At 71.9% G+C, this 26164-nt stretch carries 23 protein-coding genes; 6 read left to right on the top strand and 17 right to left on the bottom strand.

From position 1 onward, the window contains the following. Positions 1 to 8: 8 nt before the first annotated feature. The 4 genes from AC2D8W_RS08415 to AC2D8W_RS08400 are packed head-to-tail and all read right to left on the bottom strand — an operon-like array spanning position 9 to position 5374. Positions 9 to 929 carry a hypothetical protein gene (locus tag AC2D8W_RS08415; protein ID WP_484671171.1) on the bottom strand — a complete coding sequence of 307 codons (921 nt, stop codon included), beginning with the start codon at positions 927 to 929 and terminating at the stop codon, positions 9 to 11. Continuing rightward, a complete protein-coding gene (locus AC2D8W_RS08410) occupies positions 926 to 2095 on the bottom strand; it encodes a Gfo/Idh/MocA family protein (RefSeq protein ID WP_484671170.1) in 1170 nt (389 codons plus the stop codon). Before AC2D8W_RS08410 ends, AC2D8W_RS08415 begins: the two co-directional genes overlap by 4 nt. A gap of 43 nt (positions 2096 to 2138) precedes the next feature. Continuing rightward, positions 2139 to 2945, bottom strand: a complete 807-nt coding sequence (locus AC2D8W_RS08405) for a 6-phosphogluconolactonase (RefSeq protein ID WP_484671169.1) — start codon at positions 2943 to 2945, stop codon at positions 2139 to 2141. Next, positions 2942 to 5374: a GH116 family glycosyl hydrolase gene (locus AC2D8W_RS08400; RefSeq protein WP_484671168.1), complete on the bottom strand. Its 2433-nt coding sequence runs from the start codon at positions 5372 to 5374 to the stop codon at positions 2942 to 2944. Before AC2D8W_RS08400 ends, AC2D8W_RS08405 begins: the two co-directional genes overlap by 4 nt. 76 nt (positions 5375 to 5450) lie before the next feature. On the opposite strand from AC2D8W_RS08400, the gene AC2D8W_RS08395 reads away from it, so the two are divergent. From AC2D8W_RS08395 to AC2D8W_RS08385, 3 genes are read left to right on the top strand one after another with little or no spacing between them, the layout of a single operon-like run. Beyond that, positions 5451 to 6209, top strand: a complete 759-nt coding sequence (locus tag AC2D8W_RS08395) for a phytanoyl-CoA dioxygenase family protein (RefSeq protein WP_484671167.1) — start codon at positions 5451 to 5453, stop codon at positions 6207 to 6209. 4 nt (positions 6210 to 6213) lie between these two features. Continuing rightward, entirely contained in the window at positions 6214 to 6987 is a 774-nt protein-coding gene (locus AC2D8W_RS08390) for a PIG-L deacetylase family protein (RefSeq protein WP_484671166.1), read from the top strand. Next, positions 6984 to 8444, top strand: a complete 1461-nt coding sequence (locus AC2D8W_RS08385; protein ID WP_484671165.1) for an MFS transporter — start codon at positions 6984 to 6986, stop codon at positions 8442 to 8444. Before AC2D8W_RS08390 ends, AC2D8W_RS08385 begins: the two co-directional genes overlap by 4 nt. A 16-nt stretch (positions 8445 to 8460) precedes the next feature. Here AC2D8W_RS08385 and AC2D8W_RS08380 read toward each other — a convergent pair whose 3' ends face one another. From AC2D8W_RS08380 to AC2D8W_RS08320, 13 genes are all read right to left on the bottom strand, one after another. After that, entirely contained in the window at positions 8461 to 9654 is a 1194-nt protein-coding gene (locus AC2D8W_RS08380; protein WP_484671164.1) for a thiolase C-terminal domain-containing protein, read from the bottom strand. Beyond that, positions 9651 to 11072, bottom strand: a complete 1422-nt coding sequence (locus AC2D8W_RS08375) for an amidase (protein ID WP_484671163.1) — start codon at positions 11070 to 11072, stop codon at positions 9651 to 9653. Before AC2D8W_RS08375 ends, AC2D8W_RS08380 begins: the two co-directional genes overlap by 4 nt. Next, positions 11069 to 12460, bottom strand: a complete 1392-nt coding sequence (locus AC2D8W_RS08370) for an MFS transporter (protein ID WP_484671162.1) — start codon at positions 12458 to 12460, stop codon at positions 11069 to 11071. Before AC2D8W_RS08370 ends, AC2D8W_RS08375 begins: the two co-directional genes overlap by 4 nt. Continuing rightward, positions 12450 to 13268, bottom strand: coding sequence for an enoyl-CoA hydratase/isomerase family protein (locus AC2D8W_RS08365; protein ID WP_484671161.1), 819 nt, complete (start codon positions 13266 to 13268; stop codon positions 12450 to 12452). The genes AC2D8W_RS08370 and AC2D8W_RS08365 overlap by 11 nt, the downstream gene beginning before the upstream one ends. Beyond that, positions 13265 to 14425 carry an acyl-CoA dehydrogenase family protein gene (locus tag AC2D8W_RS08360; RefSeq protein WP_293482476.1) on the bottom strand — a complete coding sequence of 387 codons (1161 nt, stop codon included), beginning with the start codon at positions 14423 to 14425 and terminating at the stop codon, positions 13265 to 13267. The genes AC2D8W_RS08365 and AC2D8W_RS08360 overlap by 4 nt, the downstream gene beginning before the upstream one ends. Then, entirely contained in the window at positions 14422 to 15564 is a 1143-nt protein-coding gene (locus AC2D8W_RS08355) for an acyl-CoA dehydrogenase family protein (protein WP_484671160.1), read from the bottom strand. The genes AC2D8W_RS08360 and AC2D8W_RS08355 overlap by 4 nt, the downstream gene beginning before the upstream one ends. Before the next feature lie 62 nt (positions 15565 to 15626). Beyond that, positions 15627 to 17879: a TonB-dependent receptor gene (locus AC2D8W_RS08350; RefSeq protein ID WP_484671159.1), complete on the bottom strand. Its 2253-nt coding sequence runs from the start codon at positions 17877 to 17879 to the stop codon at positions 15627 to 15629. 96 nt (positions 17880 to 17975) lie between these two features. Then, entirely contained in the window at positions 17976 to 18860 is an 885-nt protein-coding gene (locus AC2D8W_RS08345; RefSeq protein WP_484671158.1) for an enoyl-CoA hydratase, read from the bottom strand. A 17-nt stretch (positions 18861 to 18877) separates the two neighbouring features. Then, positions 18878 to 19300: a hypothetical protein gene (locus AC2D8W_RS08340; protein WP_484671157.1), complete on the bottom strand. Its 423-nt coding sequence runs from the start codon at positions 19298 to 19300 to the stop codon at positions 18878 to 18880. Between the two features lie 7 nt (positions 19301 to 19307). Then, the gene (locus AC2D8W_RS08335) at positions 19308 to 20207 is read right to left on the bottom strand and encodes a phytanoyl-CoA dioxygenase family protein (protein WP_484671156.1); all 900 of its coding nucleotides are present in this window, start codon (positions 20205 to 20207) and stop codon (positions 19308 to 19310) included. Between the two features lie 80 nt (positions 20208 to 20287). Beyond that, on the bottom strand, positions 20288 to 20731 hold the full coding sequence (locus tag AC2D8W_RS08330; RefSeq protein ID WP_293482482.1) for a nuclear transport factor 2 family protein: 444 nt from the start codon (positions 20729 to 20731) through the stop codon (positions 20288 to 20290). 1 nt (position 20732) lies between these two features. Continuing rightward, positions 20733 to 22358, bottom strand: a complete 1626-nt coding sequence (locus tag AC2D8W_RS08325; protein WP_484671155.1) for a fatty acid--CoA ligase — start codon at positions 22356 to 22358, stop codon at positions 20733 to 20735. A 20-nt stretch (positions 22359 to 22378) separates the two neighbouring features. Continuing rightward, positions 22379 to 22981, bottom strand: a complete 603-nt coding sequence (locus AC2D8W_RS08320; RefSeq protein ID WP_293482484.1) for an RNA polymerase sigma factor — start codon at positions 22979 to 22981, stop codon at positions 22379 to 22381. A gap of 152 nt (positions 22982 to 23133) precedes the next feature. Between AC2D8W_RS08320 and AC2D8W_RS08315 the strand changes: the two genes are divergently transcribed. The 3 genes from AC2D8W_RS08315 to AC2D8W_RS08305 are packed head-to-tail and all read left to right on the top strand — an operon-like array spanning position 23134 to position 26095. After that, positions 23134 to 23769 (top strand): TetR/AcrR family transcriptional regulator, encoded by a 636-nt coding sequence (locus AC2D8W_RS08315; RefSeq protein WP_484671154.1) that lies wholly within the window; start codon positions 23134 to 23136, stop codon positions 23767 to 23769. Continuing rightward, positions 23766 to 24800: a phosphotransferase gene (locus tag AC2D8W_RS08310; protein ID WP_484671153.1), complete on the top strand. Its 1035-nt coding sequence runs from the start codon at positions 23766 to 23768 to the stop codon at positions 24798 to 24800. Before AC2D8W_RS08315 ends, AC2D8W_RS08310 begins: the two co-directional genes overlap by 4 nt. Beyond that, complete coding sequence (locus AC2D8W_RS08305) at positions 24797 to 26095, top strand: aspartate aminotransferase family protein (protein ID WP_484671152.1); 1299 nt, start codon at positions 24797 to 24799, stop codon at positions 26093 to 26095. The genes AC2D8W_RS08310 and AC2D8W_RS08305 overlap by 4 nt, the downstream gene beginning before the upstream one ends. Positions 26096 to 26164: the final 69 nt, after the last annotated feature.

The raw sequence follows: 26164 nt of genomic DNA, 5'->3' as shown, positions 1-26164 counted from the left end.
TACGGCCCCTAGGCGGCCTGCGTCCGCGCCGCCGCCCGCCGGGCCAGGATGAGCGCGCCGTCCTCGGGGGCCGCGGCCGGCGCGGCCAGCGTCGCATCCGGGCGCGCCTCGGCCAGCCGCTCGGCGATGGCGGCGATCAGCGGGGCCCCGCCCTGCGCGATCGTGCCGCCGCCGAAGCAGGCCTGGAACGGCCCGGGCCCCATCCGCGCCGCCATGGCCGCCGTCGCCACGACGTAGTCGTCGACCGCCCGCGCCACGAGCCCGGCCGCCGCCGGGTCGCCGGCCTGCCAGGCCGCAAACACCACCGGGCCCAGCTGCAGGACCCGTTCCTTCGCCCGCGGATCGCGCATCATCCAGCGCGGGAAGTCCTCGCCGCTGACGCCGCAGTGCGCCAGCACCTGGTCCCGGAGCGCCGTGACCGGCAGGCGGCCGTCCAGCATGCGGGCCACCAGCGGCACGGCCTTCAGCCGAACGTCGAAGCAGTCGGCGATGCCCACGCTGTCGAACACCGCCTCGCCGCCCAGCTGCGCGCGCCAGGCCATGGTCACCTCGGTGCCGTGCTGCACCAGCGTGGCCCGCTCCTGCGTCGCAGCGCCGGCCAGCGCGACGACGCTGTCGTTGACCAGCAGCAGCCGTTCGGCCGGCAGGTCGAGCGCGGCGGCGACCCGGCGATGCTGCTCCGGGAACTCGTCGGGAAAGTCGACGCCGCTCAGCCCGATCGCGACGTGCGCGAGGGCCGCCCTGTGGGGCGCGAGCTCGTCCACCACGCGCCGCAGCACGGCGAGCGGCCGCGCCTCGGGCAGGCCCACGACGGCGCTGGGGTCCGTCCGCAGCCGGTTCAGCACCCCGCCGTCCAGCCCGCCCGAGACGGCCGCGGTCTTGGTCGCGCCGGCGTCGATGCCGATCACCAGCGACGGCGTGGTCCTCACGCCGCGAGGCCCGCTTCGGCCGCGTCGAGCTGGGTCCACAGCGGCGCGCAGTCGACGATGCGGTTCTCGGCCAGCGCCCGGTCGATCGCCATCACCGTCAGGCCGGCCACGAGCGAGTCGGTCACCGAGACGGGGAAGGCCCGTTCACCGTCCAGCGCGGCGACGAGGTCGCGCGCCATGGCCTGGTCCGCGCCCCCGTGGGAGTCGCCGACCGGCCCGCGCCAGCGGAAGGTCTCGATGGCGTCGCGCGTCTCCAGCGGCGTGACCACCATCGTGTTCTGGACGAGGTCGATCGTGATCGCCCCGCGGGCGCCGATCAGGTTCCAGCGGCGCTCGGGGGCGGCCGCGCTGGTGTTCGAGTGGAAGGACAGCCGCACGCCGTTGGCGTACTCCACGATCGCGACCTGGTGATCGGTGACGTCCATGTCGGCCCCGCTGATGTCGGGCGCCGCGTTCCAGCCGGAGAGGCGGCGCAGGATCGCCGGACCCTGGTCGCGGGACACGTTCGCGGTGTCGGCGGTGAAGATACGGCGGCCGCCGAAGCTGGCCACCCGGCTCGGCCGCGCGCCGACCATCCTGCCGAGGATGTCAAAGTCGTGGCAGACCTTGTCCAGCATGTACGAGCCGCCCCACTCGACGCGGCGGCGCCAGTTGCGGGCGAGGTAGGCCCCGTGCGCGGGCGGCAGGTGCTCGGTCGCGTCGATGGAGATGATGTCGCCGATCACGCCGTCGTCGAGCCTCTCCAGGGCCGTGCGGACGATCGGCGCCGAGCGCGCGACAAGGCCGACCAGCACCCGCCCGGCGCCGCGCTCGCGCACCAGCCGCGCCGCCTCGAACGACTCCGCCTCGGTGCGCACGATGGGCTTCTCGATGAAGACCATGCCCGGGTGGTCCAGGCTCGCCCTGAGGTGCTCCAGGTGGAGGTGGTTCGGCGAGCCGATCATCACAAGATCGAAGGGACCGTCGGCCAGCAGCGCCGGCACGTCAGGGTAGGCCGCGCCCGCCTCGATGCCCTGTTCCGCCAGCAGCGGCAGGCCGACCGGCGCGGGATCCACGTAGCCCGGGAGGTCGAAGTCCCAGCCCTCGGCGCGCGCGGCGCGCAGCAGCATCCCGAGCCGCATGCCCAGGCCGATGACCGCGATCCGATGTCGTTTGCGTTGCTGCATGGGAACTCCAGAAGCGTCGGGCAGGCCCGGGTCCAACGGACACTTAGTGGTCACTAGGTGTTTTGACAACCGGCTTTGAGCCGGGGGCCGACGCCGCTTCCGCCGCCGCGCCGTCCACCAGGATTCGGGGGTTGCGGCAGGCGTAGACGACGCTCGCGGGCCACGACGGGCTGAACCGGTCCAGGCTGCGCAGGCGCTGCAGCGCCGGCCCCTTGTGCGCGCCGTGCAGCATCATCGCCGCCGCCCGCGAGTGGCGCGCGATGGTGCCCAGACCGATGCTCACGCCGTGGGTCGGGACCTGCTCCAGGGACGTGAAGTCCGGGAAGGTCGCCAGGTTGTCCTGCCGCGTCTCCTCCGCCAGCGCGACGATGCGCGTGGTGCTGTCCAGGGGCGTGCCCGGCGGATTGAACGCCACGTGCCCGTCCGTCGCGCCGGAGGCCAGCAGGAACAGGTCGATCCCGCCCAGGTCCCCGATCAGCGCGTCGTAGGCGGCGGGCGCGTCAGGCTCCGGGACATGGAGGTTCTCCGGCGGCAGTCCCGGCAGCGACGCCACGACGTGGCGCATGGCGAAGCCCGCGCAGCTGTGGTGGGCGGACGTCGGCACGCGCCGCCAGACCTCGCTGTCCCGCACGAGGAACTCGTCCATCAGGATCAGGTGGAGCCGGCCGAGGTCCAGGCCGCGCGCCCCGCGCGCCAGCGCCTCGTACACCGGCAGCGGCGTGCGGCCGGCCGGGCAGCCCAGGACGTAGGTCCGCCCCGCCGCCTCGGCGTCGCGCAGGCCGGCGAGGATCTCGCGCGCCAGGCTCTCGCCCATCGCGTCGGCGGTCGGAAGGATCTCGGTGGCGATCATGACGCGCGGGCGAAGGGCCGGTAGTCGAGGGTGTCGACCTCGATCCGCCCGCTCCGGACCTCGACGAAGGGCTCGCCGTCGCGCACGCCGACCAGCCCGTAGCCGGTCTCGGTGGCGAGCAGGGCCGAGACGTCGCCCGGAACGGCCGGCGCCAGGGTCAGCCGCCGGCGGCGCGCGTCGTAGTCCTGGCCGGTCATCGCCTGCAGCAGCGACCACGAAGACATGGCGCGCCCGTACCAGTGCCCCCACTCGAACTCGCTGAACGGGTTGCGGACCCGGCCGTCGTATCGGGAGCGGGCCGCCCGCACGATCTCGAGCCCCGCATCGACCTCCCCGCACAGGATCAGGTGGGCGGCGACCTGGTACTCGATGCCCGTCCACGCCTCGTCGCTGTAGACGAACGGGAAGTGCGGGGCCGCGCCGTGGGGCCAGCTGCAGAGCAGTAGGGCCGACTCGTCGCCCAGCGCGTAGGCCGGCCGCTGCGGGTTGGCGTGATCGCGGAGCGAAGGCCGGAAGTTGTAGCGGTGCACGGCGCGAAGGTGCGAAGCGACCTTCCCGGCGTCGAGGCCGGTCGCCAGGCCCGACACCCGCGCCATCCACTCGCCCACGACCCCGTCCGAGAGGCAGCCCCCGGCGTACTGGTACTTCGGCCCCTCGCGCTCGATGCTGACGCGGGTCTCGGCCGAGATCCGCCCCTCGAGGGCCCGCTCGTCCCACCGGACCTGCTGGATGAAGTACTCGCCGTTGAAGAGGTCGCCTTCCAGCCGCGCGGTCGCCTTTTCGGAGAGCGCCCGGTAGCGATCCGCCGGCGCGCCCACCGCTTCGGCCATCTCCGCCGCGGCCCGGAGGGCGGCGAGGTAGATGGTCCCGGCCATCCCGTCGGGGCCCCAGAACTCGATGTCGTAGGTGTTGTGGTGCGGCTCGGTGAGCCAGCCGTCCTCACCCGGGTCCCAGGTGCGGATCGCGTAGTCGAGGCTGGCCGCGACGCGCGGCCACAAACGCCTCAGCCACGCGTCGTCGCCGCTGATGCGCCAGTCGCGGTAGGCCTTCACGATCCCGCCCAGCTGCCCGTCGGCCGCCGGACGCGCGCGCCGCGGGTTGGGCCGGATCGGAAGCTGCGCGCGGAAGTTCTGATGGCCCGTCTCGTCCTGGTTCACGAAGAGCTCGGTCTCGCGCAGCGTGCGCTCCAGGGCCGGGAACAGGTGCGCCATCGACTGGGCGTAGTTGAACACGTGGGTGCACGAGCCCTCGAAGCTGCCCTCGTTGTCGGCGCAGCCCTCCCACATGAAGATCCGGCCATCGGCCTGGCGCTCCACGGTGGGCGACTTCAGGATGGTCAGGTTGGCGCTGACGGCCTCGAGCACCTCCGGCGGCAGGACCTGGTCGGCGAGGCACGTCGCGAACGCCTCGGACTCCCGTCGCAGCCGGTCGTAGTTGTCGGCCCAGAACGCGGCCAGCGCCTCGCGGCTCTGGAAGCGGCCGGCGTACCAGGGGACGTGCGTCTCGGTCCCGTCGTGACGGCCTTCCGGGTCGAACGGCCCGCCGCCGCGCCGCAGCGACGTCTTGGGGACGTACCACGAGAGCCGGACGCCGACGCGCCGGCGCTCGCCCGGCGCCAGCACGAACGGGACATAGAGGCTGCCGCCGTCGCTGGACGCGCCCTCCTCGTGCGCCCCCGCGGGCGGAATCCGACCTTCGGCGACGCCGCGCCAGAGGTCGGTCACCGGGTCCCACCAGCCGCCGCGGAACCAGCGCGCGCTGGCCACGGTCTCGGGCGCGTCGCAGGCGATGCTGAAGGCGCCCTCGTCCTCGGGCCGCTCGTCGCCGGCGGACTGCCAGAGCGTGACCTCTTGGCCCGAGGCGGCGACGCCGGCGGGCGCCGTCGCGCCGGCCACGCGCATGAAGTTCCGGGCGTGGAACGAGAGGATGACCTCGGCCGGCTCCGGCGAGCGGTTCTCGATCTCGTACTCCAGCCCGGCCACCGGCAGGCTGGAGGCGTCGGCGTCGCCCGGCACGAACGGGCTCCAGCCGACGACCCGGCAGGCCAGCGGCCCCTCGCCGGGATCCAGGGTCAGCGTGGCGAACGGGAAGCGCGCCTCGAACGCGGCGCCCGGGAAGCGCGGGAGGCCGAACGTCTTGCCCTGCTGGCCCCGTCCGGTGCCCGTCGAGTCGGGCCAGGGGAAGGTGACCTTCCATCCCGGCGTCGGGCCCTCGAGCACGCGCGCGCCCTGCCCCGCGGCCGTCGACCACCGCACCGCCGCGAACACGAAGGGCTCGTTCAAGAGCGCCGGCGCGTTGCGGACGGACACCGCCGTCAGCGCCCCCGCGCCCGACAGGCAGACCATGCCCGCGCCGAGTCCCCCCAGCGGAAAGGCCACCCGCTCGGCCGTCGGTCCGGCGTAGGCCAGCGGGGCGCAGTCCTCACTCACATCCGTGTCCTTGACCAATTACTTAGTGACCACTAACTTTCTGCCAGCCCTTCGGTCAAGCGTCGAGACCACCCCCATGCCGTTCCCCGCCCCGACCCAGAGAGATCTGGATTTCTTCGCCGAGCATGGCTGGCTGGTGGTGGAGGACGCCATCCCGAAGGCCGACCTCGACCTCCTCGAAACCAAGTGCGAGAGCCTGCTGACCGACAAGGAGCGCCTGGCCTTCGACTGGGCCTGGGACGAGAGCGAGGATCGCGAGAACCGCTCGTTCCGTATCGTGCAGTCCTGGCCGTCGCTGGTCTGGAAGGAGATCGCCGACCAGCCCTACCGCAAGTGGCTCGTCGACTTCGGGTCGGCGCTGATGGGGAAGCCCATGGCCTTCTGGTACGACCAGTACCTGGCCAAGCCGGCCGGCAAGAGCGTGCCCACCGAGTGGCACCAGGACGAGGGCTACTGGGGCCGCGCCCTCGAGGACAAGGGGGTCACCTGCTGGATCCCGCTGCAGGACGTCGACGCCACCAACGGCTGCATGCACTTCATCGACCGCGGCCACCGGGACGGCATCCTCGAGCATCGGCGCGTGGAGGGCATGGCCAGCGACCTTCTGATGTGCTCGCCGGACGAAAGCCGCACGGTGGTCTGCCCGATCCGCCGCGGCTCCGTGACCTTCCACCACTCCAAGACACCGCACATGACCACGGCCAACGTCTCGCGCGGCTGGCGCAAGGCGGTCGCCAACCACCTGTCGGCGGTGGGCGTCGAGGGCGAAGGCGATCACTACCCCTGGCGCGTTCACGTCAATCAAGGTCTCGACCTTCCCAAGCGGGACGGGTGACCGGATGGCCCGCATCCTGGCGGTCCACGCCCACCCTGACGACATCGAGATGCTGGCGGCGGGCGCCCTGGCCCTGCTCGCCCGCAGCGGACATCACGTCACCCTCGTGACCGCCACCGCCGGCGACTGCGGGTCCGCCGAGCACGAGCCGCACGAGACGGCCCGCATCCGCATGGCCGAGGCCGCCGAGGCGGCGGCTCTGATCGGCGCGGACTACCGCTGCCTCGGCCTCCCCGACCTGGGCGTCTTCAGCGACGATCCCACCCGGCGGCGCGTGACCGAACTGCTCCGCGAGGTCCGGCCCGACGTCGTGATCGCGTCCTCGCCGGTGGACTACCACCCGGATCACGAGGCCATCGGCCTGCTGGTCCGGGACGCCTGTTTCGCCGCCCCGGTCCCCAACTACCGCACCGGCGACGCCGCGCCGCTCGAGGGCATTCCGCACCTCTACCTCTGCGACCCGATCGGCGGCCACGACCGCACGGGCGGGCGGGTCGATCCCGAGTTCGGGGCCGACGTCGCCGCGGCGTTCGAGGTCAAGCGCGCGATGCTCGCCTGCCACCGCAGCCAGGCGGCCTGGGTCGCCAAGCAGCACGGCATCGACGACCACGGGGCCTCCATGGAGGCCTGGACCCGCCGGCAGGGCCGGCTCTTCGGCGTCGAGCTGGCCGAAGGGTTCCGGCAGTACCGCCACCAGCCCTACCCCACCACGCCGCGCCTGCAGGAGCTGCTCGGCGGCGCTCTCCTCGCGGCCCGGCCCGCGGGCGGCGCCGCGTGACGGCCCAGTCCCACGCCGGGGGCGCGCCGCCGCTCAGCCTCGGCGTGCGGCTCGGGTACGGCTTCGGCTCGCTGGCGTACGGCGTCTCGGCCACGGTGCTGTCGGGCGGGGTGCTGCAGCTCTACTTCAACCAGGTGATCGGGCTCGAGGCGGCGTGGGTCGGCATGGCGCTCGCCCTGACCATCCTCGTCGACAGCGTCATCGACCCGATGATCGGCCGCTTCTCGGACAACCTGCGCACGCCGCTGGGCCGCCGGCACCTGCTCATGTACGCCTCGGCCCTCCCGGCGGCGGTGGGGATCATCGCCATGTGGCACGCGCCCGAGGGCCTGGGGACCGTCGGCCTCCTGGCCTTCATGGTCGGCATGCTGCTGTTCGTGCGGATCGCGGTATCGTTCTACGAGATCCCCTCGCTGGCGCTGGCGCCGGAACTGGCCCCCGCCTACGACGAACGCACCGCCCTGATCGCGTGGCGCTACCTCTTCATCTACGGCGGCGCCGCCGCGATGAGCGCGATCCTCTACCAGGTCTTCCTGCGCGAGGACGCCGCCAATCCCCTGGGCGTGCTGAACCGCGAGCGGTACGCCGAATTCGGGCTCTTCGCGGCGGCCGTGATGTTCTTCGTGATCATCGTCGCCACCCTCAGCACGCACGGCCGCATCCGCCACCTGCACGTGCCCCCGGTGCGCAAGGTCACGATCCGCGAGACCGCCGGCGAGATGCTCTTCATCGTCCGGCAGCGCCCGATGCAGTTCCTGATGGGCACCACGCTGCTCAACGGCTTCGGCGGGGGCGTGCAGTTCGGCCTGCAGGCCTATTTCTCGCTGCACTTCTGGCTGCTGAAGCCGCAGCAGATGGCCTATGTGCTGTTCGTCTCCCCGTTCGCGGCCATCGCCATGCTGTGGGCCGCGCCGCGCATTTCCGCCCGCATCGGCAAGACGCCGTTCCTGATGTGCTGCTACATCGGCTGGGCGGTCAGCTTCAGCCTCCCCTTCGTGGCGCGGAGCCTGGGGATGACGCCGCCCAACGGCTCGACCGCCCTGGTGGTCATGCTGGTGGCCGCCGCCTTCTTCGCGACCGCCTTCTCGATCGGCTTCCTGGTGATGTTCAATTCGCTGCTGGCGGACGCCGCCGACGACGTGGCCGTCAAGTCGGGCCTGCGATCGGAGGGCGTGCTCTACGGCGCGTTCGGCCTGCTCGACAAATGGGGCGCCGCCCTGGGCGCGGTGGTCGCCGGCGCGCTCCTGAGCTGGGTCGCCTTCCCCGCGAAGGCGCTGCCGGGATCGGTCGACATGGGGATCATGAACCAGCTGGTCCTGATCGCCGTGCCGCTGATCGTGGGCGGCAACATCGTGGCGATGTTCATCGTCTCCCGCTTCCCCATCAACCGCGCCGCCCACGAGGCCAATCTCGCGGCCCTGCGCAGCCGCGAGCAGGTCTCCGCGGGCGGGTTGTAGGGGCGGCGGCGCCAGGCTAGGCCGGGGCGCCGCCTTCGTAGAGGGTGACGACGCAGGCGCCGCCCAGGCCCAGGTTGTGCTGCAGCCCGAGCCGCGCGCCCTCCACCTGCCGCGCGCCGGCGCGGCCGCGCAGCTGCTGGACCAGCTCGTAGCACTGCGCCAGGCCCGTCGCGCCGAGCGGGTGCCCCTTGGCGAGGAGCCCGCCCGACGGGTTGACCACGTGGCGACCGCCGTAGGTGTTGCCGCCATCGGCGATCAGGCGCTCGGCGCCGCCGGCGGGCGCCAGCCCAAGCGCCTCGTAGCTGAGCACCTCGTTGACGGTGAAGCAGTCGTGCAGCTCCACGACCGGGATGTCGGCCGGCTCGACCCCCGCCGCGGCGTAGACGGCGTCCGCGGCCCGGCGGGTCAGCCCCATCCCCACCGCCGCCGTCATGTCGCCGGCGAAGCTGTCGGCCCGGTCCGTGGTCATCGCCTGGGCCCGCAGGCGGACGGCGTCGGAAAGAACATGCCGCCGGGCGAAGGCTTCCGACACCACGACGGCCGCCGCCGCCCCGCAGGTGGGCGGGCAGCACTGCAGCCGCGTGAGCACAGGCTCGAACATCATCGGGCTCGCCATCACCGCCTCGACGGTGAGCGGATCGCGGAACACCGCATTGGGGTTGTTCGCGGCGTGGGCGCGCGCCTTGACGGCGACGCGGGCGAAGGTCTCGGGGGCGACGCCGTAGGCTTCGGCGTAGTCCCGCCCGGCGCCGCCAAAGAGCCGCAGCGCGAGCGGCGCGTCGCTCGCCCCGTGACGGCGGTCGGCCACCTCCAGGAACGGTTCGAGCGGGCTCGGGCGATCCTCGAAGGTCTCGGCGATGGCGCCGGCCGGCATCTGCTCGAAGCCGAGCGCCAGGGCGCAGTCGACCTCGCCGCTCTCCACCGCCTGGCGCGCCAGGAACAGCGCCGTCGACCCCGTGGAGCAGTTGTTGTTGACGTTGACCACCGGGACACCCGTGAGGCCGACCTCGTAGGCGGCGCGCTGGCCGCTGGTGGAGTCGCCGTAGACGTAGCCGGCGAACACCTGCTGCACCCGATCGTACGCCAGCCCGCAGTCGGCCAGGGCGCCGCGGGCCGCCTCGGCGGCCAGCTCCGTATAGGGCCGGGCCTGGCGTGGGGTGGCGAAGGGGGTCATGCCCACGCCGGCGATGCGGACGGAGGGACGCGTCATAGGGCGGGAACCTTGTGGAACCAGGGCTGGGCGCGCTCGAGCTGGCCGGCCAGGCGGAACAGCAGCGCCTCGGCGCCGCCGCGCGCCACGAACTGCACGCCGATGGGCAGGCCGTCGTCCGTCCAGGCGAGCGGCACGCTCATCGCCGGCTGGCCGCCGACGTTGAACGGCTGGGTGTTGGGGATGAAGCTGTAGAGCCGCTCGGCGTAGTCGGAGAGATCGGCCGCGTTCATGTCGATGCTGCCCTTCGGCTGCGGCGGCTTGCCGTTGGTGGCCAGGAGCAGGATGTCGTAGCGCTCGAAGAAGGCCGCGAGCCGGCGGCTGAGGGCGTGCAGATGCTGGATGGCCTGGGCCACCTGGACGCCGCTGAAGCCCAGGCCCGTCTGGTAGATCTGCCAGGTCAGGGTCTCGACCTCGTCCTCGCGGATCGGCGCGCCGCGGCGGGCCGCCTCGTTCTCGAGATTGGCCGCGGTGGCCGAGCTGACGGCGGTGTTGGCGTGCAGGGCCATCTGCTGGAAATCGACGTCGGGCCTGGCTTCCTCCACGTGGTGGCCCAGCGCCTCGCAGAGCCGGGCGGCGTCGCGCACGGCCTTCACGTTCTCCGGGAACAGCTCGCCCCAGATCAGGGCGTCGGTGGTGAAGCCGATCCGCAGGCGGCCGGGGTCGCGCCGCACCTCGGACGCGAACGGACGCGCCGGCGGCTCCAGCCAGTAGGGGTCCCCGGGCTGCGGCTGGCAGGCGATGTCCAGCAGGGTCGCGCTGTCGCGCACCGAGCGGGTCAGGGCGTGCTGCACCGAGAGGCCGCCCCACCCCTCGCCCGCCGGCGAGAGCGAGACCCGGCCGCGCGACGGCTTCAGGCCGAACAGGCCGCAGCAGGAGGCGGGCGTGCGGATCGAGCCGCCGCCGTCGCTGCCGTGCGCGGCGGGCACGATGCCGGCGGCCACCGCCGCGGACGCCCCGCCCGAGGAGCCGCCGGGCGTGACGGCCTCGTTCCAGGGGTTCAGCGTGGCGCCGTTCGCCACCGGCTCGGTCACCGTGGCGATCCCGAACTCGGGCGTGTTGGTCTTGCCGAACAGCACCAGGCCGGCCCTGCGGTACGCGGCCACGATCGCGCTGTCGTTCTCGACCACCAGGTCCCTGAAGAGCCGCGATCCGGCGCCCGTGGGCTTGCCGGCCATGTGCACCGAGATGTCCTTGATCGGATAGGGCACGCCCTTCAGCGGACCGTCCGGCAGGCCGGCCTTGATGGCCGCGCGCGCCTCGGCCTCGTAGGTGGCGATCACGGCGTTCAGGCGGCCGTTGACCGCGTCCATGCGCGCGAGGACCGCGTCCAGCAGCTCGTCGGGGCTAACGTCGCGGCGCGCGACCCGCTCGGCGAGCCCCACGGCGTCATGGCCGCGGAAGTCTTCGAAGTTCATGACGCCTCCAAGGGGGGTGCGGAAACGGTTTGCGCCGGCGGGGACGGGCGCGCGGCGCGCCGGTCCAGCCGGCGGCGCACGATGCCGTGACGCCGTGCATCGAGCGGGAAGGTCAGGAACATCCAGGCCCCGAACAGGAAGAACGGGATGGGCGCCAGACAGTAGACGTACCGCAGGGCCTGCAGCGCCTCGGGCGCGTTCGGGCCGCGGGGATGGAAGCCGGCCGCCTCCAGCAGGGGCAGCGTCGCGCCGACCGCGATGGCGGGCGAGATCTGCGAGAAGAACGCCCAGAAGCCGAAGAACAGGCCGCCGCGCGACTCGCCGGTCTTCAGCGTGTCGTAGTCGATGACGTCGCCCATGATGCCCAGCGGCAGGGTGAGGAACGCGGCGCTGGTGATCCCCAGCACGGCCATCAGCGCCACGAACAGCCAGCCGTCGCCGGGCCTGAGCTGGGTGGCGAGCAGGCCGCTGAGCGAGATGGCGACCAGCAGCGACAGGCCCGCGGCGCGGTGCTTGCCGATGCGCCGGCTGACCGCCACCCAGAACGGCACGCCCGCCAGCACCGCGCCGAACGACGCCAGCAGCGTCGGCCCGATCACCTCGGGCTGCTTGAGGTAGTGCGAGATGAAGAAGACCAGGGTGGCGTTGGTGATGCCCGCGCCGATGTTGAGCACCACATAGCCCGCGCACAGCAGGCAGAAGGGCCGGTTCCGCAGCAGGCTCCTCAGCGCCGGAAGCCACGGGGACGGCGTCTCGGGCGGCGCGAGCCGCTCGGGCACGAAGCGCAGGGCGGCCCAGGCGGTCAGGGGGGTCAGGATCACCACCGTCCAGCCCATCACCGCCATGGTGTAGCGGTCGATGCCGTGGCCCTGCAGCGCGGTGACGGCGGGGACGGACGAGGCGACGACGATGCCCAGCACATTGGCGCTCTCGCGGAAGCCGGCGACCTTCGAGCGGCCGTGGTAGCTCTGGACGATCTCGGCGCCCCAGGCAGCGTGGGACAGCCCCAGCATCGAGGCGCCGAAGTAGATCACCGCGGTGGCCATCAGCAGCCACCAGCCGCCGATCTGGGCGGGCGGCATGAACACCAGGACCGCGCCCACCATGCAGATCGGCGCGCCCAGGGCGATCCAGGGCTTGCGGCGGCCGTACTTCGACCGCGTCCCGTCCGAGAGCCGGCCGAGGAACGGGTCCACGACCATGTCGAACAGCCGCGAGACCAGCAGGAACCCGCCGACCACGCTCAGGCTGAGGCCCAGCTCCTGGGCGTAGAACGCCGGCAGCAGGGCGGTCAGCGGCACGAACAGGAACGACATCGGGACCGCCGGGAGGGCGTAGACGGCCAGCCGCCAGAACGGAAGGTCGCGGTCCGCGCCGTCAGCGGCCATGGAACACCGGCGCGCGGCGCTCCTGGAAGGCGCGGACGCCTTCGAGGCCGTCGCGGCTCGAGAAGGCCTCGACGATGCCGACCGCTTCCCGGCGCAGGTGGGCGGCGTACTCCGGCCGGATCGACTCGCGCAGCAGGCGGCGCGCCGCAGCGTAGGCGGCGGTCGGTCCCGCGGCGAGTTCGCGGGCCAGTTCGCCGGCGCGGGCGCCCACGGCGCTGTCGGGGACGACCTCGGTGACCAGTCCCTGGTCCCGCGCCTCCGCCGCGGTCAGCGTCGGGTTCAGGTAGGTCAGCTCCAGCGCCCGCCGCAGGCCCACCAGCCGCGGGAGCGCCCAGCTCGTGCCGCCGTCGGGCGTCAGGCCCGAACGCGTGTAGGCCATCACGAACCGCGCGTTCTCGCCCGCGATGACGAGGTCCGCGGCCATGGCGAGGCCCAGCCCGGCCCCGGCGGCCGCGCCGTGCACCGCGGCCACCACCGGCGCGTGGAAGGCGAAGAGCCGCTCCAGCCCGGCGTGCAGGTCGGCGATCAGGCCTTCCACGTAGCGCGCGGCGCCCAGCCCCTGCTCGGCGAAGCTGGTCAGGTCGCCCCCGGCGCAGAACATCCGGCCTTCGCCCTGCAGCAAGAGGGCGCGCACGCTCTCGTCGCCGTCGAGCGCCTCCAGGGTCTCGCGGAACGCGGCGGCGAGCGGCGCGTCGATGGTGTTGGCGGAGTCCGGCCGGTTGAGCGTGAGGACGGCGACCGCCCCGTCGCGGGTGAGTCGGACGGGCGGCCCGCCCGGATCGGCCTGGGCGTCGAGACTGTGGGTCATAGGGCCCTGCCGATGATGTCCTTCATGATCTCGTTCGCGCCGCCGTAGATCTTGGCGACCCGGCTATCGAGCCACATGCGGGCGATGGGGTACTCGAGCATGTAGCCGTAGCCGCCGTGCAGCTGCACGCAGGCGTCGACGATCCGGTTCTGCTGCTCGGTGGACCACCACTTCAGCATCGCCGCTTCCGAGGCGTCGAGACGGCCGGCCATGAACTTCGTCACGCACCGCTCCAGGAAGGTGCGGCAGACCACCGCCTCGGTGCGGGCCTCGGCCAGTCGGAAGCGGCTGTTCTGGAAGTCGATGATCCGCTGGCCGAACGCCTTGCGCTCGCGGGTGTAGGCGACCGTGTGGTCGATGGCGGTCTCCATGAAGGCCTGCGCGACCACGCCGGTCATCAGCCGCTCCTCGACCAGCCGCTCGCCTAGCTGGGCGAAGCCGCGTCCCTCCTCGCCGCCCAGCAGGGCCGAGGCGGGCAGGCGGACCTCGTCGAAGAAGATCTCGGCCGTGTCGGCGGAGAACTGGCCCATCTTGTCCAGCGGCGCGCCGCGGCTGAAGCCCGCCAGCCCGTCCGTCTCCACGAGGAACAGGCTGATCCCCGCCTCGGCCTGGGCGGCCAGCACGATGAGGTCCGCCGTGGCGCCGTGGCTGATGAAGGTCTTCTGACCCGAGATCACGTAGTCGTCGCCGTCGCGCCGCGCGCGGGTCTTCATGCCGCGCAGGTCGCTGCCGGCGGAGGGCTCGGTCATGGCGATGGCGCCCAGCCACTCGCCGGTGGCCATCCTCGGCAGCGCGCGGGCCTTCTGCGCCTCCGAGCCGTACGCCACCAGGTAGGGCGCCACCACGTCGTTGTGCAGCGAGATCATGGGCGCCACGACGCCCGCCTTCACCTGTTCCTCGGTGAGCACGATGGCGTGCAGCAGGTCGCCGCCGGCGCCGCCGTACGCCGGGTCGATGCGCGGGCAAAGCAGCCCCAGCTCGCCCGCGCGACGCCAGATCGCGCGCGGGACCATGCCGGCCTCGTCCCATGCCTCGCGGTGCGGCGCGCACTCGGTCTCGAAGAAGCGCCGCGCGGTCTGGCGCAGCATCTCGTGGTCGTCCCGGAAGGGCAGCGACGTCGCGGGCGACAGGCCTGGCGCGGAGGGGTGCGTGTTCATAGCGCCCGCCCGATCAGGTCCTTCATGATCTCGTTCGTGCCGCCCGCGATGCGGCCGAGGCGCACGTCGGCCCAGCGGCGCGCGATCGGCGTGTCGCGCATGTAGCCGTAGCCGCCGAACAGCTGCAGGCACTCGTCGATCACCTCGCAGCACCGCTCAGTCGTCCACCACTTGGCCATGGCGCCGGCCTGGGCGTCGAAGCGGTTCTCCACGAAGAGGTCGATGCAGCGCTCGAGGTAGGCGCGCGCCACGGTCGCCACCGTCTTGCACTCGGCCAGCTTGTGACGGACCGCCTGGTGGTCGGCCAGCTTCCGGCCGAACGTCTCGCGGCTGCGGGCGTAGGCGACCGTCTCGTCGACGGCGCATTCCATCTGCACCACCGCCGACATGGCCATGATCAGCCGCTCCTCGGGGAGCCGCTGCATGAGCTGGTAGAAGCCCCGCCCCTCGACGCCGCCCAGCAGGTTCTCGGCCGGCACGCGCACGCCCTCGAAGAAGAGCTCGGAGGTGTCCTGCACCTTGTTGCCCACCTTCTTGAGGTTGCGGCCCAGGGTGAAGCCCTCCGCGCCGGGCGTGTCGAGCAGCAGCAGGCTCACGCCGCGCGCGCCGGCGTCGGGATCGGTCTTGGCGGCGACGACGATCAGCTCGGCGTTCTGGGCGTTGCTGATGAAGGTCTTCTGGCCGTCGAGGACGTAGTGGTCGCCCTCGCGCCGCGCCCGGGTGCGGATCCCCTGCAGGTCCGAGCCGGCCCCGGGCTCGGTCATGGCGATGGCCGAGACGATCTCGCCCGACGCCATCTTCGGCAGGTAGCGCCGCTTCTGGTCCTCGGTGCCGTACAGCTCGAGGTAGGGCGCGATGATGTCGGAGTGCAGGTAGAAGGCCAGCTCGTTGAAGGCGGCCCGCGTCTGCTCCTCCATGATGACGAAGCCGTGCCAGAGGTCGCCGCCGGCGCCGCCGTACTCGGGCGAGACCTTCGGGCACAGGAGCCCGGCCTCGCCGGCCTTGGTCCAGAACTCGCGCGGCGGCTTGCAGGCCTTCTGCCAGGCGACCCGGTTGGGAACGCACTCGCGGTCCAGGAACCGGCGCACGTCGGCGCGGAAGATCTCGTGCTCGGGCGTGTAGTACGGGGACTCGATCATGCGGCCTTGGAACTCTCCGGTCCGGGGCCGCCGCGCTGCGGCCCCGGCGACAGGTTTCGCGCTCAGAACGTCTTGCGCAACTCGACGCCGTAGGTGCGGCCGAAGCCCGGCGCGCGGGTCGTGATCTGCGCCCGCGGGAAGGGGAACAGCGAGCCCGAGCCCAGCACCTTGTCGTTGTTGATGTTCTTGCCCCAGAGGTAGGCGCCCCAGCCGCCGTCCTGCGATTGCACGCCCAGGCGACCGTTGATGGTGGTCAGCGCCTCGATGTTCAGCCGCGTGGTGGCGTTGGGCAGCAGGTAGCTGCTGCTGCGATGGTTCAGGTCGCCGCGCACGTACAGCTCCAGGCCGTCGGCGACCGGGTAGGTGTACTGCGCCCCCAGGCTGCCCGTGTACTTGGGCGTGAGCTGGAAGCGCTCGCCCTCCAGCGCCGGGCTGGTGGGGAAGCTGTCGTACTTGGCCTTCAGGTAGGCCGCGTTGGCGTCCAGCAGCAGGTTGCGCGTGGGGCGCGCGGTCAGCTCGATCTCGAGCCCGCGGCTGGAGGCGGTGGCGGCGTTGCGGATCAGGAACGACAGGCCCGTGAAGATCTGCTCCTGCTTGTCGTTCCACTTCAGGTAGAAGGCGGCCAGGTTCAGGCTCAGGCGGCGGTCGAAGAAGTAGGCCTTGTACCCGGCCTCGTAGTTGTTGACCGTCTCGGGATCGAAGCCCAGCGGGTCGGCCGCGTTGAACGGCGGCGAGATGACGTCGGTCTGGAAGCCGCCCGCCTTGAAGCCGCGGCTGTACTTCAGATAGGCCGTCTGCTCGTCGGTGAAGTCGTACGAGACGCTGACGTCGCCGGTCCAGCGGCTGTCCTTGTAGGTGTCGCGCACGGCCGGGATGCGAACCGCGAAGTTCGAGATCAGCAGGCCGTTGGGAAGGTTGAGGAACGTCTGGGTCGGGACCTGGCTGTAGAAGAAGTCCTTCTTCTCGTGGGTCCAGCGGATGCCGCCGGCCAGGCGCACCTTCGGCGCGATCTGCCACGTGCCCGAGGCGAAGGCCGCGTAGCTCTTGGCGTCGATGGTCGAGAAGGTCTGCGCCCGCTCCCCGCCGAAGCCCGGGATCATGCCGCCGGTCAGCAGCACGGGCATCTGGGCGCCCAGGTGGATTTTGCGGATGTTGGTGGTGTTCTCGTCGTAGTAGTAGGCGCCCAGGATCCACGAGAACGGGCCCTCGCCGGTCGAGGTCAGCCGGAACTCCTGGCTGAAGTTCTCGCCCTTCTCGTCGCGGCCCACGTCGAAGGCGTCCAGGGGCAGGCCGTCGCTGTCGTCGACGAAGGTGGCGATGTAGCTGCGCCAGGCGGTGATCGAGGTGAACTCGGCGCCGCTGAAGCTGTAGTCCAGCCGGCCCATGTAGCCCCAGAGCTCGCGGTGCGCGTCCTCGGGGTTGTTCAGCTGGACGACATTGTCTTCCGCGTCCTGCCGCGGGATCGCCGCCAGGACCGCCGGGGTCGGCGCCGGGAAGTTGGCCGGGCCGGTCTCCAGCGCACTGGTGCCGCTCTCCGTGAAGTAGTCGGCCGAGAACCGCAGGCGCAGCTGCTCGCTGGGCCGCGACGCCAGCACGAGGCGCAAGCCGTCCGAGTTGATGTCGTTCAGCTTCTCGCCCGTGACGGTGTTGCGCATGTAGCCGTCGCGCTGGCGGTGGGTGGCCGACAGGCGGACCATCAGCAGGTCCGGCACGATCGCCCCGGCCACGGTCGCGCGGCCCTGGATGAAGTCGTAGTTGCCGTAGCTGACGTCGCCGAAGGCGGTGAAGGTGTTGGACGGCTCGGCCGTGACGATGTTGATCGCCCCGCCGATGGTGTTCTTTCCGTAGAGCGTCCCCTGCGGCCCGCGCAGCACCTCGACCCGCTGGACGTCGTTGAGGATGGTGTTGAACGTCGGATCGCGGCCCTGATAGACCTCGTCCACGTAGACGCCCACGGCGGGCGGGAAGCCGGCGTTGATGTTGCTCTGCGAGCTCACGCCGCGGATCTGGATCACCGGCGAATTGGTGCCCGGCGTCATGGTGACGTTCGGCGCCTTGATGGCGATGTCCGTCACGAAGCCGGCGGTGATGTTCTGGATCTCGGCCGCGCCGACGGCGGTGACCGCCACCGGGACCTTGATGTTCTCCTCGACCCGCCTCTGGGCGGTCACCACCACGGTCTCGACCGTGGCGGCCTCGGTCTCAGCCGCCGTCTGTGCGAGCGCAGGCCCGCCCATGACGAGCGCCAGCGCCGCGCCCGACAGCAGCGCCCCGCGCTGGGTTCCGCGCGCGAAACTCCCGTTCCGATCCGACATCTCCGTCGCCCCCTCGTTGGGACGGCCTTTGCGGCTCGTCCAACCTCAAGGACACGGCGTTCGGCGGAACCCGCCATTCCGCGTGGAGGGCGCGGTTCAGGCCTTGGCGGGGGTGGGCGCGCGGAAGGGCTCCTCGCCCTCGGCGTAGCTCTTCTTCACGCCCGCGTGGATGCCGCCGGGATAGACGGGCAGCCCGTAGACCTCCATGCAGTGGCTGTGCTGCAGCTGGTGCAGCGCGAAGGCCGTCTGCATCGCGGAGTGCCGGCCCTGGGCGTCCTGGGCCGAGTTCACGGCGAGCTTCGCCATGCGGGTCGCGAAGCTGGGCTGGCGGGCGATCTTGCGGGCGAGCTCCAGCGTCGCCTCGGGCAGCTCCGCGCGCGGCACGACCCGGTTCACCATCCCCAGCTGCCGGGCTTCCTCGGCGCCGATGGGATCGCCGGTGAGCAGCATTTCCTTGGCCTTGCGCGCGTTCATCTCCCACGGGTGGGCGAACCACTCCACGCCGGCGATGCCCATGGCGACGGTCACCTCGATGAACTGGGCGTCGTCGCTGGCCACGATCAGGTCGCAGGGCCAGCACAGCAGGAGGCCGCCCGACACGCACTTGCCCTGGACGGCGGCGATGGTGACCTTCGGGATGTTGCGCCAGCGCTCGGACAGGCCGGTGTACAGCTCCTCCTCACGCGACATGCGGCCCTCGGCGCCGGGGCGGCGGTGCTGCTGGTAAGGCGTGACGGGCGCGTAGCGCTCCTGGTTGTCGTGGTGGTTGGTCTCGCGGATGTCGTGGCCCGACGAGAAGTGCTTGCCGTTGGCGGCCAGGATGATCACCCGCACGTCGTCGTCGCGGGCGGCCTGGTCGAACGCGGCGTTCAGCTCGTAGAGGAACTGGCTGTCCTGGGCGTTGGCGGCCTCGGGCCGGTTCATGACGATGCGCGCGATGCCCGGCTCGGGCGTCTCGTAGATCATGTAGTCCCAGCTCACGGGTTCCTCCTGCCGCCTCACGCGGTCATTTCGGCCAGTTCATTGTGCATGCCGTAGAAGGCCGGGGGAACCTTCGAGCGGTCGCCCTCGTGCTTCACCTTGCCGAGGCGCGCGCCCTCGGCCTGCTGGCGCTGGTACTCGTCGGTCGTGCCCGGCTCGAGCTTCATCCGCGCGAACGGCAGGATGAAGTGGTAGTCGGCCACCGTCTTGATGTCGGCGTCGTCGATCTCGCCGTCCGCGAAGACCGTGACCTTGCCGCCCGCGATCCGGCAGTGCCAGGCGATGCGCCCGTCGCCGCCGGCGTCCAGGTGCGGGGGCACGCCGGTGAACACCTCGCAGATGCTGAGCGTCGTGTCCGGCCCGGCGAGGGCCGTGTAGCGGTCCAGCATCGACCGCAGCGCGGCCAGCCACTCGCGGCTGGCGAATTCGACCTTGCTCATGGCGTCCTCAACCGTACTGGCTCTGATAGGCGGCCCGGACCAGGGCCATGTTCTCGAGCTTGGGGCCCTCGGCGCGGTAGCCCTGCCAGGCGTTGCGGCCGAGCAGGCGCGCGAGCTCGGGACCGTGCGGCGCGATCAGCGCGTCCGGCATGTCGTCGTAGCTCTCGGCCGGGTTCATGTAGTTGCGGCAGAAGGCCGTGGCGATGTGCGCGCGCACCCCGTCGCTCGTCTTGGGGTAGGTGCAGTGCCAGGTGTTGCCGGTGAAGACCGCGAGCGACCCGGGCCTGGCCATGACCGGCGTCACCATGGAGTCGTCCATGCCGCCGCCGATGAACTTCGGCTGCTCGAACTCGGTGGGATGGCGGCAGTTGCGATGGCTGCCCGGGATCATGCCCAGCGTGCCGTTCTCGGGGGTGTAGTCGGTGAGGATCCAGCTCACGTTGCAGACCGCGCCATAGGCCGGCAGCGGGGTCGGCACGCCCACCGAGTCGGTGTGCATGTGGGTCGAGCGCGCGGACCCCTCCTTCACGAACGCCACCATGCTGAACAGCCTGTAGCTCAGGCCCATCATGTAGCTGCCCATGGTGCGCACCGCGGGGTTCATTAGCGCCTCGACGAAGACCGGGTCGCGCTCCAGCAGGTGGAACAGCTGCCGCCCGTAGGCCGGCTTCTCGGCGTCCGAGTGCTTGTTGAGCTCGACCGCGAGGTCGTCCTCCTGCCGGGCGATCTCCATCACCTTGTCGAGCAGGCGCTGGGCGAAGCCGGCCGGGGCGCCCGTCTTCTCGGGCTCGATGACCGTGAAGCCGAAGGTCTCCAGCTCGGCGATGTTGGTCTCCAGCCCCAGCTCGCGGGCCTTGCGGTAGACACCGGCCATGCCGGCCATCGACTTCCAGTCCTGGATTTCCATCGCAGCTCACCTCCCGGAGGCGGGGTGCGCGCCTCCCTCATTGCAAGGACACGCCCGGCGGGCGGACCCGCCAGGCCGGCTCAGCTCGGCGGCGACGGCCGGAACACGCGGGTCAGGACGCGCGACTGGAAGCGCCAGCCCTCGTCCGTCCGCCGGAACACGTCGGCATACTCGCCCACCGTCGCCGGCAGCGCCACGGGACGGATCCCGGCCGCGTCGGGCTCGGCGGCGCTGTTGTAGACGGTGAGGTAGCAGGAGCCGGTGGCGCGGTCGGCGTCGACCACGTGCACCACCGGGTTGGTCATCACGTGGCGCATGGCGATCCCCTGGTCGGCCAGCGCCTGCATCGAGGCCCGGATGGCCGCGTGTCCCACGAAGGCGGGCGCCTCGGGGACCGCCACGGAACCGTCCGCCGCGAAGAGCTGGGTGAAGGCCTCCACCTCCCCGCGGTCGGCGTGGACGCCATAGAGCATCTGCAGCTTCTGGCAGGCGTGCTCGATCAGCATCCGCTCGAGCTCGGTCACCTCAGTTCACCCGCCGTTCGTGGCCGGCCCAGTAGGGCTCGCGCAGGTCGCGCTTCAGCACCTTGCCCGAGGCGTTGCGCGGCAGGGCGTCGACGAAGTCCACCGACTTGGGGACCTTGTAGCCGGCGATCCGCTCGCGGGCCCAACCCACGATGCTGTCGGGATCCGCGGCCTGGCCCGGCTTCAGCGCCACCACCGCCTTCACCGCCTCGCCCCACTTGGCGTCGGGCACGCCGATCACCGCCACCTCGGCCACGGCGGGATGGCCGTAGATCGCGTTCTCCACCTCGGCCGGATAGACGTTCTCCCCGCCGGACACGATCATGTCCTTCACGCGGTCGCGGATGAAGAGATAGCCGTCCTCGTCCAGGTAGCCGGCGTCGCCGCTGCGCACCCAGCCGCCCTCGCGGATCACCCGCGCCGTTTCGTCCGGCTGCTTCCAGTAGCCGCGCATGGTGGTGGGCGCGCGGATGCAGATCTCGCCCACCTCGCCGGTCGGGCGCTCGGCGTCGCTCTCGGGGTCCAGGATGCGGATCTCGGCGCCCGGGATCGGCTTGCCGGCGGACCGCATGCGCGGGTTCCCGGCCACGTGGTCCGCGGCCGGCAGGTAGGTGACCGCGCCGCACGTCTCGGTCATGCCGTAGAGCTGGACGAACCCGCACCCGAAGGCGTCCACCGCCTTCTGAAGGAGGTCCAGCGGGATCGGCGAGGCCCCGTAGAGGAAGTCGGTCATCGAGGCGAAGTCCGCCCGGCTGACGCCCGGATAATCCAGCATCATCTGGATGGTGGTCGGCACCAGCACCGTCTTCGAGACCCGGAAGTTGCGGATCGCCTGGATCACGGCGGCGTTCTCGAACTCGCGCAGCACCACGGTGAAGGCCCCGGCGTAAACGCTCACGACGCCCCAGCCCGTGCCGCTGATGTGGAAGACCGGCATGGCCACCAGGCTCACGTCGTCGGAGTTCCACCTGTTCCACGACATGTCCGGCCCGAAGGCGCCGGGGTTCGCGCCGGCGTAGGCGTTGAACGCGAAGAAGACCCGGTGCGCCAGCTGCACGCCCTTCGGCCGCCCGGTGGTGCCGGAGGTGTAGAGCTGGATCGCCACGTCGTCGGGATCGACCTTCACCGTCTGGTCCCCGGCGCCCTGGTGGTCGCGCCATCCGGCATAGCTCTCGTGGCCCGGCGCCCCGCCGTCCATGGCGATGATCTTGCGGATGCCGGGGACCTCCGCCGCGGCGTGGCGCCCCAGCGCCAGGCAATGGTCGTCCACGAACAGCAGCTCGGCCTCGGCGTCGCGGACGATGTAGACCACCTCGGGCGCCGCGAGCCGCCAGTTCACCGGCGCCAGCACCGCGCCGATGCGGGCGGCGCCGAACAGGAGCTCGAAATAGGCCGCCGAGTTCTTGCCCAGGTAGGCGATGCGCGAGCCGTGCCGGACGCCCTCGGCGAGAAGCCCGTTGGCCACCTGGCTCGTCCGGCGGTCGAACTGGGCGTAGGTGAGGGTCTCCCCCTCGAAGTGGAAGGCCGGCGCGGCGCCGCGCGTGCGGCCGTGGAAGCGCGGCGCGTCCGCAAGCGTGCGGATCTCGGGGAAGTAGGCGATGGGCGGCGCGTCGAGAGCGTCAGACATGGCCATTCCTCCTGTGCGCGTCAGGCCGCGAGCGCCTGGCCGGCGCCCGATGTCCAACCCGCCAACGCCTCGGCGCAGATGCGCTTGCCGCGCACCAGGTGCTTCTCCAGCGTGCTCACCGAGATGCCGAGGCTATCCGACATCTGCTTGTACGACAGCTCCTGCAGCGTCCTCAGCTCGATGACCTCGCGGCAGCGGGGCGGCAGGCTCGCCAGAGCGCTCGCGTAGGCGCGGTCCCGCTCGCGCGAGATCAGGTCCTCCTCCGCCGACGGGGTCGGCGCCGGCGGCAGCGCGGCCTCGCGCGGGATCGGCAGGGCGCGGTCGATCACGCCCGAGCGGCGGCTGCGGACGCGGTTCAGCGCGAGCCGGTAGGCGGTCTTGAACAGCACCGCGCGCGGATGGTCGTAGGCCGAAAGGTCGCCGCACCGATGCAGGCGCAGGAACGCCTCCTGCGCGACGTCCTCGGCGTCCGCCGGCGCCTTGAGCAGGCGCGTGAGGTATCGCCGCAGGCCCTCGGCCTCGCTTCGGTAGAGCTGGCTCAGCAACGCGTCCGGGCTCGCATCTCCGCGCGCTGCCGACGCCACGCCCACGCCCCCCGCCACGCAGCTCGCGACCGTCTCCACGAACGCCCCCCCGCCTCCGGCTGCGGCGTCGTTCGACTCGCGGGTCGAACTGACAACCGATCGGTAGATATGTCATCTCTCTAGTCGAATGACTGTCAATGGGTATTATCGGCTAGAGGGGCGTTCGGGTTTGCGCCGGAATGGGAGTTGGGATGCCGAAGGCGACGCCGAAGCGGCCATGGGGCGAGGCCATCCAGGACCGTGGCGAGCAGTTCGAACTGAAGCGACAGGTGGTGCTGCGCACCGCGGCGCGGATCTATACGCAGCGCGGATTCCACGAGACGACCCTGGCCGACATCGCCGACGAGCTGAACATCTCCAAGCCGACGCTCTACTACTACTTCCGCAGCAAGGACGAGATCCTCTTCGAGTGTCACCGCCTGGGGATCGAGGCGATCACCGACGGCGAGACGCCGATGCCGCCGCCGGGCTCCGGCACGGCCCGCGAGCGGCTGCACGAGTTCCTGCGCCGCTACGTGCGGATGGTCGTGGACGACTTCGGCACCTGCCTGGTGATGACGGGGACGAATGCGCTCGGGCCCGAGAACCGCGCCGAGGTGGTGGGCGGGCGACGCCAGATCGACGGCATGCTGCGCGAGATCCTGGAAGAGGGCGCGCGGGACGGGACGCTCGTCTGCGACGACGTCAAGCTGACCTCGATGTTCGTCTTCGGGGCCATGAACTGGATTCCCCACTGGTACCACCGGGACGGGCCGGTCAGCGTCGAGGCGCTGAGCGAGCGGCTGATCGCGTTCGTCGACCGTGCGGTGCCGCCGGCGCGCCCATGACCGCCAGCGCGCTCGAAAGTCCGCCCGCCAGCCTCTCGACCGCCGCCGCCGAAGCGCTGGCGCTCGACGTCTACGGACTGGCCGGGCAGGCTCGGCCCCTCGTCAGCGAGCGCGACCAGAACTTCCACCTGCGGGCCCGCGACGGCGCCGAGTACGTCCTGAAGATCACCAACGCCGCCGAGGACCCCGCCGTCTCCGAGATGCAGACTCTGGCGCTGCGGCACGTGGCGGCGGCCGACCCCGGCGCCGCCGTCCAGCGGGTGGTCCCGACCGCCTCGGGCGCGCTCAGCGCCGTGCTGCCCGGGCCGGCGGGCGACCAGATCGTCCGGCTGCTGACGTTCCTGCCGGGCGTCATGCTGCACCGCGCGGCGTCGACGCCGGCGCAGCGCCGTTCCCTGGGGGCGGCCCACGCGCGCCTGACGCTGGCCCTCCAGGGCTTCTCCCATCCGGCCCAGGACCACGTGCTCCTGTGGGACCTGAAGCAGGCCCCGTCGCTGCGGCGCCTGCTCCCGTTCGTGGGCGACGCGGGTCGGCGCGCCCTGGCCGAGGCGGCCCTGGATCGCTTCGAGGCTCGCGTCGCGCCCGTCCTTCCCGGCCTGCCGGCGCAGGTCGTCCACAACGACCTGAACCCCCACAATGTCGTGGTCGATCCCGACGACACCGACCGCGTCTGCGGGATCCTCGACTTCGGCGACATGGTCGCCACGCCCCGGGTGTGCGACACGGCGATCGCCGCGAGCTACCAGCTGGCGCACGGCCTCGAGGCGCTGTGCGACTACGTGGCCGCCTACCACGCCGCCCTGCCGCTGGCGCCCGCCGAGCTCGAGACGCTGTACGATCTCGTGGCGATGCGGATGGCCACTTCCGTGCTGATCTCGGAGTGGCGCGCCGGACGCTACCCCGAGAACGCCGAGTACATCCTGCGCAACCATCCGGCCGCCGTGACCGGCCTCGAGCGGCTGGCGCACGCCGGCCGCGCCGCGTTCGACGCGGCGGTCCGCGCGGCCTGCGCAACGGAGCTCCGCCGATGACCATGATCAACGCCTACGCGGGCGCCGCCGAGGGCCTCTCGCCAGAGGCGCAGGCGCTGATCGCCCGGCGCGAACGGGTCCTGGGACCCGCCTACCGCCTGTTCTACGAAGAGCCGCTGCACCTCGTGCGCGGCGAGGGCGTGTGGCTCTACGACGCCGAGGGCGCGGCCTATCTCGACGCCTACAACAACGTCGCCTCGGTGGGGCACTGCCACCTGCGGGTGGTGGACGCGATGGCGCGGCAGGCGGCCGTGCTGAACACCCACACGCGCTACCTGACCGACGGCGTCGTCGCCTATGCCGAACGGCTGGCGGCCCTGTTCCCCGCCCCCCTCAGCCAGGTGATGTTCACCTGCACGGGCAGCGAGGCGAACGACCTGGCGCTGCGCATCGCGCGGGCGCGGACGGGCGGAACCGGCGTGGTGGTGACCGAGCTCGCCTACCACGGCGTCACCCAGGCGGTGGCCGAGCTCTCCCCGTCGCTCGGCGCCTACGTGGCGCTGGGGCCGAACGTGCGCACCGTGCCCGCGCCGCGGGGCGGGGACGCCGGCGTGGCCGAGCGCTTCGCGCGCGACGTGCGCGCCGCCTTCGAGGACCTGCGGGCGGCCGGGCATGCGCCCTCGGCCCTGCTGGTCGACACCATCTTCTCCAGCGACGGCGTCTACGACGGCCCGGCCGGATTCCTGGCCGCGGCGGCGGCCGCCGCGCGCGAGGCCGGGGCGATCTTCATCGCCGACGAGGTGCAGCCCGGCTTCGGGCGCACGGGCGAGGCCTTCTGGGGCTTCCAGCGGCACGGCGTGGTTCCCGACCTGGTGACCATGGGCAAGCCCATGGGCAACGGCCATCCGGTCGCCGGCCTCGTCGCCCGTCCCGAGGTGCTGGCGCCGTTCGGGCAGAGCTGCCGCTACTTCAACACCTTCGGCGGCAACCCGGTCTCCTGCGCGGTGGGCATGGCGGTGCTGGACGTGATCGAGGACGAGGGCCTGATGGCCAATGCGGCCGCGGTGGGCGCCTATCTCAAGGCCGGGCTCGAGACGCTGTCCCGGCGCCGGCCGCTGATCGCCGAGGTCCGCGGCGCCGGCCTCTTCCTCGGCGTGGAGCTTGCGCACGAGGGACGGCCCGCGAGCGCCGCCGCCGCCCAGGTCGTCAACGGCCTGCGCCGCCGCCGGGTGCTGGTGAGCGCCACCGGTCCGCACGCCAACATCCTGAAGGTGCGCCCGCCGCTGGTGTTCACCCGCGAGCACGCCGACCTGCTCCTGGACGCCCTCGACGACGCCCTGGGCGAGGTTGGTTGAACCTTCCGGCCGCGCCGGGAACCACCTGCGCCGTCCGCGCCTTCCTCCCTCCGCACAAGGAAGGAGCAA

This window comes from Phenylobacterium sp. T106 (assembly GCF_057219735.1).
The sequence above is the reverse complement of the archived record's forward strand: the minus strand, read 5'-3'. Positions and strand labels throughout refer to the sequence as shown.